The sequence below is a fragment of the Mesorhizobium sp. M7A.F.Ca.MR.362.00.0.0 genome, assembly GCF_004023175.1.
Taxonomy (GTDB): domain Bacteria; phylum Pseudomonadota; class Alphaproteobacteria; order Rhizobiales; family Rhizobiaceae; genus Mesorhizobium.
This window is the reverse complement of record NZ_RZTF01000382.1, coordinates 1-6,194: the sequence shown is the minus strand read 5'-3', so window position 1 is coordinate 6,194 and position 6,194 is coordinate 1. Positions and strand designations below refer to the sequence as shown.

7 protein-coding genes are annotated in these 6,194 nt (G+C 60.6%); 2 read left to right on the top strand and 5 right to left on the bottom strand.

What is annotated here, in order from left to right:
* From EOC06_RS30670 to EOC06_RS30650, 5 genes are all read right to left on the bottom strand, one after another.
* Nucleotides 1-968 (bottom strand): phosphatase PAP2 family protein (locus EOC06_RS30670; protein ID WP_245470230.1); only part of this gene is annotated, 968 nt, incomplete at its 3' end.
* A 181-nt stretch (nt 969-1,149) separates the two neighbouring features.
* A complete protein-coding gene (locus EOC06_RS30665) occupies nt 1,150-1,581 on the bottom strand; it encodes an HIT family protein (RefSeq protein ID WP_127271001.1) in 432 nt (143 codons plus the stop codon).
* 99 nt (nt 1,582-1,680) lie between these two features.
* On the bottom strand, nt 1,681-2,895 hold the full coding sequence (locus EOC06_RS30660; protein WP_128309546.1) for a GNAT family N-acetyltransferase: 1,215 nt from the start codon (nt 2,893-2,895) through the stop codon (nt 1,681-1,683).
* Nucleotides 2,896-2,945: 50 nt separating this feature from the next.
* Nucleotides 2,946-3,674 carry a glycerophosphodiester phosphodiesterase gene (locus EOC06_RS30655; protein WP_127269017.1) on the bottom strand — a complete coding sequence of 243 codons (729 nt, stop codon included), beginning with the start codon at nt 3,672-3,674 and terminating at the stop codon, nt 2,946-2,948.
* Between the two features lie 14 nt (nt 3,675-3,688).
* The gene (locus EOC06_RS30650; protein ID WP_128309545.1) at nt 3,689-4,153 is read right to left on the bottom strand and encodes a RidA family protein; all 465 of its coding nucleotides are present in this window, start codon (nt 4,151-4,153) and stop codon (nt 3,689-3,691) included.
* A gap of 138 nt (nt 4,154-4,291) precedes the next feature.
* Here EOC06_RS30650 and EOC06_RS30645 point away from each other — a divergent pair, with 138 nt between their 5' ends.
* Nucleotides 4,292-5,119 carry a cell envelope integrity EipB family protein gene (locus tag EOC06_RS30645; RefSeq protein WP_127269019.1) on the top strand — a complete coding sequence of 276 codons (828 nt, stop codon included), beginning with the start codon at nt 4,292-4,294 and terminating at the stop codon, nt 5,117-5,119.
* A 114-nt stretch (nt 5,120-5,233) separates the two neighbouring features.
* A partial coding sequence (locus EOC06_RS30640) for a hypothetical protein (protein ID WP_128309544.1) occupies nt 5,234-6,194 on the top strand: 961 nt, incomplete at its 3' end.

Genomic DNA, 6,194 nt, shown 5'->3' with positions numbered 1-6,194 from the left:
ATAATGACGCCGGCGAATAACCACATCACAAGACCGGCCAGCCGAGACCGCCGTGTTGCATAGAGGGCGAACAGCACCGCCATCGCAACGTGCAGGGATGGGAAGGCGGATATGCCGACGCTGCCGGTAGTTGCGCCGGTATAGCCACTCCACAGCATATCCTGCGTGCTGAGCGCCCAGATCGGATAGACGCGATCGGCAACGGCAAGTGCTTGCATGAGGGGGTGAAAGTCGTTGCCGAACCCCAATCGCTCGTAAAAGCAGGGGCCAGCCGACGACAGGCCCATCGCGAGGAAGAAGCCACCCAGCGTCCACACCGTCATGAAGCTCATCAGGAACTGGTGACGCAGCTTCGTATCCTTGCGTGTGATGCACACGGTGAAAACCGCGGTGATGAGCACGACGAACCAGAAATTGTACGCGATGTTGATGATCTTCAATGCAAGCGGCGACTGGACGACAAACCACAACCATTCGTGCGGGGCTCGACCGAAATGCAGGATGCGATCGGCGTGAGCCAATGCTTTGTCCCATGCGAACGGAGAGAGGATTGCAATGGCTCCCTTCAACACACCGATCGCGGATATGAAGGCAAGACCCGCACCCAGGCCATTCAGGCTGTTGGCAATGCGTTCGGCATCGCCAAAGAATCTACCCAGTGACTTGAGGAAGGTGTGCAGCGGTTCGGTTTCCCGCTGGACCAGCGCAAGGTGGAAAAGCGTCCCAAGTGCAAGGGCTGAGCCGCAAATCCAGAAGGCGATGAAAAGATACTCGGCGTATTCCGCCAGAACGCCGAAATCCGGCATGTTTCCAGTGTGCCACCCGACTGCGCTTGCCAGAAGCAGCGCAGCGGTAGCCATAGCGTGCAGCAGCCGGTGTCGCCAAAAGGCATCCGCCAAGATGCCAGGAAAAGCACGTCCGACAATAGCCCCCGTCAGTGGGGCCGATGCCGCAACCGAATGTTCCATGGTTTTGAAGCCCAGCTCGCCACGCCGTTACCATTTTACCGTGAGACGGTTCAATATTTCCTAATCAGACGATTAGAGTTGCAAACGGTTGAGTCCCGGCGCCGGCACGCCCGGGCACTAGAATCGTCTTCTCGGCTGAACGGCGCTACCCGGTCCGCCACATCGGCTGACCTCGCGTTTCTCAATTTTCGAGTGCAGTCCGGATCTTTTCGGCATTTTCGGTCAGCACCTCCGGCTTCTCCATTCCTCCCGTGTGCGGCTTCAGCGGGATGCCGTCGAAGCGCGGAATGACATGTACGTGCAGATGATAGACGGTTTGCCCCGATGCCGGCTCATTGAACTGCATGATGGTGACGCCGTCGGCGCCAAAGGCCTTTTTCACCGCCAGCGCCACTTTCTGAACGACGCTCAAGAGATGGCCGAAAATTGACGGGTCGGCGTCGAGCAGGTTGCGCGACGGCGCTTTCGGCACCACCAGCGTGTGGCCCGGCCCCTGCGGCATCACATCCATGAAGGCGATGACAGCGTCATCCTCGTAGACGCGGTGCGAGGGAATTTCGCCGCGCAGGATCTTGGCGAAGATGTTGTCGGTATCGTAGGCGGCCTCGGTCATGGCGAACGCTCCGGATTGTGCCTTTCGTGTAGCGAAACGGTGGAAAATCGGCAAGACGATCGGACGAAGTCGGCCCTGCTCGTCAAGGCAGCCCTGTTGCTACTCCTCCAGATCCTTGCGGAACGGGGTGTGCTCTTCCAGATATTCGCTCATCCGCTCCACCTCGTGGCGTTCGCGCCTGAGGTAGTCGGCGACGGCGTTGCGCAGGCCGGGGTGCGCAATGTAGTGCGCGGAATGCATGATCACCGGCCGGTAGCCGCGCGCCAGCTTGTGCTCGCCCTGCGCGCCTGCCTCGACAACCTTCAGCTTGCGTTCGATGGCGAAGTCGATCGCCTGGTGATAGCAGACCTCGAAATGCAGGAAAGGATGGTCCTCGATGCAGCCCCAGTTGCGGCCATAGAGTGCGTCCGAACCGATGAAATTGATGGCGCCGGCGATATAGCGGCCATTGCGCCTGGCCATCACCAGCAGGATGTCGTCGGCCATGCGTTCGCCGATCAGCGAGAAGAATTGACGGTTGAGATAGGGCCGGCCCCATTTGCGGCTGCCGGTGTCCATGTAGAAGGCGAAGAAATCGTCCCAGGCCTTCTCCGTGAGGTCCTTGCCGGTCAGCCGATCGATCGAAATGCCTGGGGCAAGCGCTTCACGCCTTTCCTTCTTCATCGCCTTTCGCTTGCGCGAGGCAAGGGTGGCGAGGAAGTCGTCATAGGTCGAAAAACCTTCGTTGAAGAAATGGAATTGCTGGTCGGTGCGGTGCAGGAAGCCTGCCGCTTCCAGCACTTCCACATCGCTCTCTTGCGCGAAGGTGACATGCGCGGAAGAGACGCCGAGTTTTTGCGTCACCGCCTTCAGGCCCGCCGCGAGACCGGCCTTCACTTTGGCGCTGTCCTCGCCTTTGCTGACCAGCAGGCGAGGGCCGGTGACCGGGGAGAACGGCACGGCACTTTGCAGTTTGGGATAGTAACGGCCGCCGGCGCGCTCGAAGGCATCCGACCAGCCATGATCGAACACATATTCGCCCTGGCTGTGCGATTTGAGATAACAGGGCACCGCGCCCAGCAATCTGCCTTGCCCGTCCTCCAGCCTGAGGTGATGGCCCTGCCAGCCGGTGCGCCGCACGGCGCATCCAGAATCTTCGAGTGCGCTTAGCAAAGCGAAGGAAACCAAAGGATTGTAACTGGTTTCTGAATTTCCGCGCGCAGTTCCGGCAAAGCCGTTCCATTCATCACAGGTGAAGGCGCCGATGCCGGCGGCGACGCGGATCGAATAGTCCGCATTGGCCGTTTGTCCGTCACCCTCGTCGCCCTGATCCATGAGGCTTATTTAAGCTCCGTCCGGCCTGGTACAAGTCACGTTTCAGACACTCAGGCGACTTTGACCAGATCGGGCTCGAACCCCTCGAACGTCATCTGGTCGGCATATCTGAAGGTCAGGTCGACCGCCGGCTGGTCGTGCACCGTCCAGGTGATAACAGGCATTTTCAGCCTTTCGCGCACGAAGCTGACGAATGGGTTCGGCAGGTCGCCGGCCGCGTAGGAGGTGAAGGCGATGTCGTGCGCCAGCATGGCGAAATGCGCCTCGATCAGCCCGACGTCCTTGCCGTAGGCGGTGAGACCCCCGGGGATACCCGGCGCGTCTTTCGGAAAATCGCGGACCAGCCAGTGGTCGAACGACATGATCGCCGCCTTGCCCTTGTAGCGCTTGAGCATCTTGCCGACGCTTGCCACCAGGCCTTCGTCATAGCCGGGCGTGCCTTTCAACTCGACCACCAATGGCACGCGGCCGTCGACCAGGTGGAGCATTTCCTGCAGCGTCGGCACATGGTCCGCCGTGCCACCGACCCTGAGCGCCGCGAGTTCTGCTGCGGTGCGCTGCCAGACGAAACCATCCTGGCCGGTCAGGCGCTTGAGATCTCCGTCATGGATGATGACAGGAACGCGGTCGGACGACAGGTGGACGTCGCATTCGATGGCATAGCCGCGTTCGGCGGCCGCAGCGAAGGCTGACAGCGTGTTTTCCCAGCGCGTCTTGTTCATGTCGTGGAAGCCGCGATGGGCGACGGGCCGGGCGGTCAGCCAGGATAGGTCGGTCATATCTGTCCCCTGGCTCATTCGATTTCGAAGACGGCTTCGATTTCCACTGCGGCATTAAGCGGCAGGCAGGCGGTGCCGACGGCGGAGCGCGCATGCTTGCCACGCTCGCCAAGGGCCGCCACCAGGAAATCGGAGGCGCCGTTGGCAACCAGATGCTGCTCGACGAACTCAGGTGTCGAGGCGACGAAAACGGTGATCTTCACCAGACGGCTAATCTTCTCGAGGTCGCCGAGTGCTGCCTTGGCCTGCGCCAGGATGTTGATCGCGGAGTATTTTGCCGCATCCTTGCCACCTGCGGTATCGAGATCGCGACCTAACAGCCCGCTCGCCTGCAGCTTGCCGTCCTTGAGCGGCAATTGCCCGGCGGTGAACAGCAGATTGCCGGTCCGGCAATAGGGCACGTAGTTGGCGGCGGGCGCGGCGGCGACGGGAAGCGTCACACCCAGATCGCTTAGCCGCTTTTCGATTGTTTCACTCATGGTATTTCCCTATTGCTTGGTGACGCCGCGCCGGCCGGGCCGAAATTGCTATTTTTGCCTCGCTTCCGCCACGACTTTTTTTAAGCTGGACCATCTTTCCCTGCGGCCTGCCATCAGTCGCGACGATCGGAGTACCTCATGCGCGCAACGCGCCTCGCATTCCATGCCGTCCTGTTGTCGGGGGTCTTCTCGATAGGCCCTGCCTTCGCAGCGCCGGCGTTGCAAGCCCACCGCGCCGTCTACGATCTTACCTTGAAAAAAGCGTCCGATCAGTCCGGCATCACAGGCATATCCGGTCGCATGGTCTATGAGTTCAATGGCTCGGCCTGCGAAGGCTATACGGTGAAATTCCGCTTCGTCACCCAGATCGTCACCGCCGACAACACCAGGCTGACCGACCAGCAGACGACCACTTTCGAGGACGCCGAAGGCAAGACATTTTCGTTCGTGACAAAATCCTTCGTCGACCAGAATCTCGACAAAGAGGTCAAGGGCATCGCCACCAAAGAGACCAAGGGCCTGAAGGTCGACATCGACAAGCCTGAAAAGAACAGCGTCGAGCTGGCGACAACCCAATTCCCGACCCAGCATCTGGTCGAGCTGATCGGCAAGGCCGAAAAGGGCGAGAATTTTTACGAAACCAACCTGTTCGACGGTTCCGAAGACGCCAACAAGGTGATGACCACCACCGTCGTGGTCGGCAAGAAAACCGATGCCGACAAGGCCGACCCGGAAGCTTCGGCACTGGCAAAGCTCGCCACCGACAAATACTGGCCGGTCGACATCGCCTATTTCGACGACACCAACAAGACGGGCGAAGAGGTGCCGGAATACCGTATCAGCTTCAAGCTGCATGAGAACGGCATCACCCGCGATCTCGTCATGGACTATGGCGACTTCTCGATGACCGGCAAGCTGGTCAACCTGTCGCTGTTCGACCAGACGAAACCCTGTCCCGCCAAATAGTGCCGGTCTAGGCAGTTGATTTACCACGACACGGCGTGGTCGTAACGATCGACTTGAACGTGCCGCAATCGTCTCTCAACCTCTCCCCGGCGTCCAGGCGCGAGGGGGATCAGCTTGAGCAGGATCGATACATTCGTGGCGCCGCGGCCCAACCCGGCGCTGATCAGGGCCATGACATCCGTCAACCGGATCGTCATGCTCCGCGGCATTCCCGGATTTCGGGATATCTTGCCGTTCAATCGCCTGGCCGGTCTGCGCGGCGTCTCAAATGTCCGCCATATCGACTTTCCCCACGCCGACCTTGAGCGGCTGAAGGCCAGTTGCGGGGCAGGGAAGGCGACCTTCATCACGCCCAATCATCCCGAGTTCTTCACCGACTGGATGATCGACAAGGAAATCGTGTCGCAGGTCAGCCCGCTCACGGCCTCAGGGGCAACCAATGGTGTCGTCAACGGCCTTGGCCGGCTGATGCAGAAGTTCTGGCTGGCCAACAACCTCATCGCTCAGATTCCCGGCAACAGCGGGGCAGCCAAGGAACACTCCATCGCCTGGGCCTTGAAAGGCCATGGCGTGCTGCTGCATCCCGAAGGCGGCGTCGGCTGGCATGCCAATGTCGTTGCGCCTTTGCTGCCGGGTGCCATCGAGATGGGGCTGGAGGCCCTCAAGCGCGGCCGGGCCACGGATTCCGATTTCAAGGTCTGGATCGCGCCAGTCGTCTGGAAGCTCGCCTTCACCGGGAATGTCGAAGCGGCGCTGGCGAAGGAATGCGCTTATGTCGAGAAAAGCCTGAAAATAGAACGCCTTGCGACCGACACGCTGCCGCAGCGCATCCACCATGTCTATTCGGCGCTGCTGGCCCGCGATGAAGCAGCATCGGGCATGCCATCCGACGAAGGCGCAACCTATGCCGAGCGCCAGCAGGCGTTGGTTGCTGAACTCGGCCGCCGACTCGGCGAAAGCATCTCATGCGACGCTGCCATAACCGACACCGCAGAGCTTCTGCGGCGTGCGCGTCGCTGGCAGCGCGAAAACACCGACGATGCGGAACGGCAAAGGCAGGTCCGCGCGCTCGCCG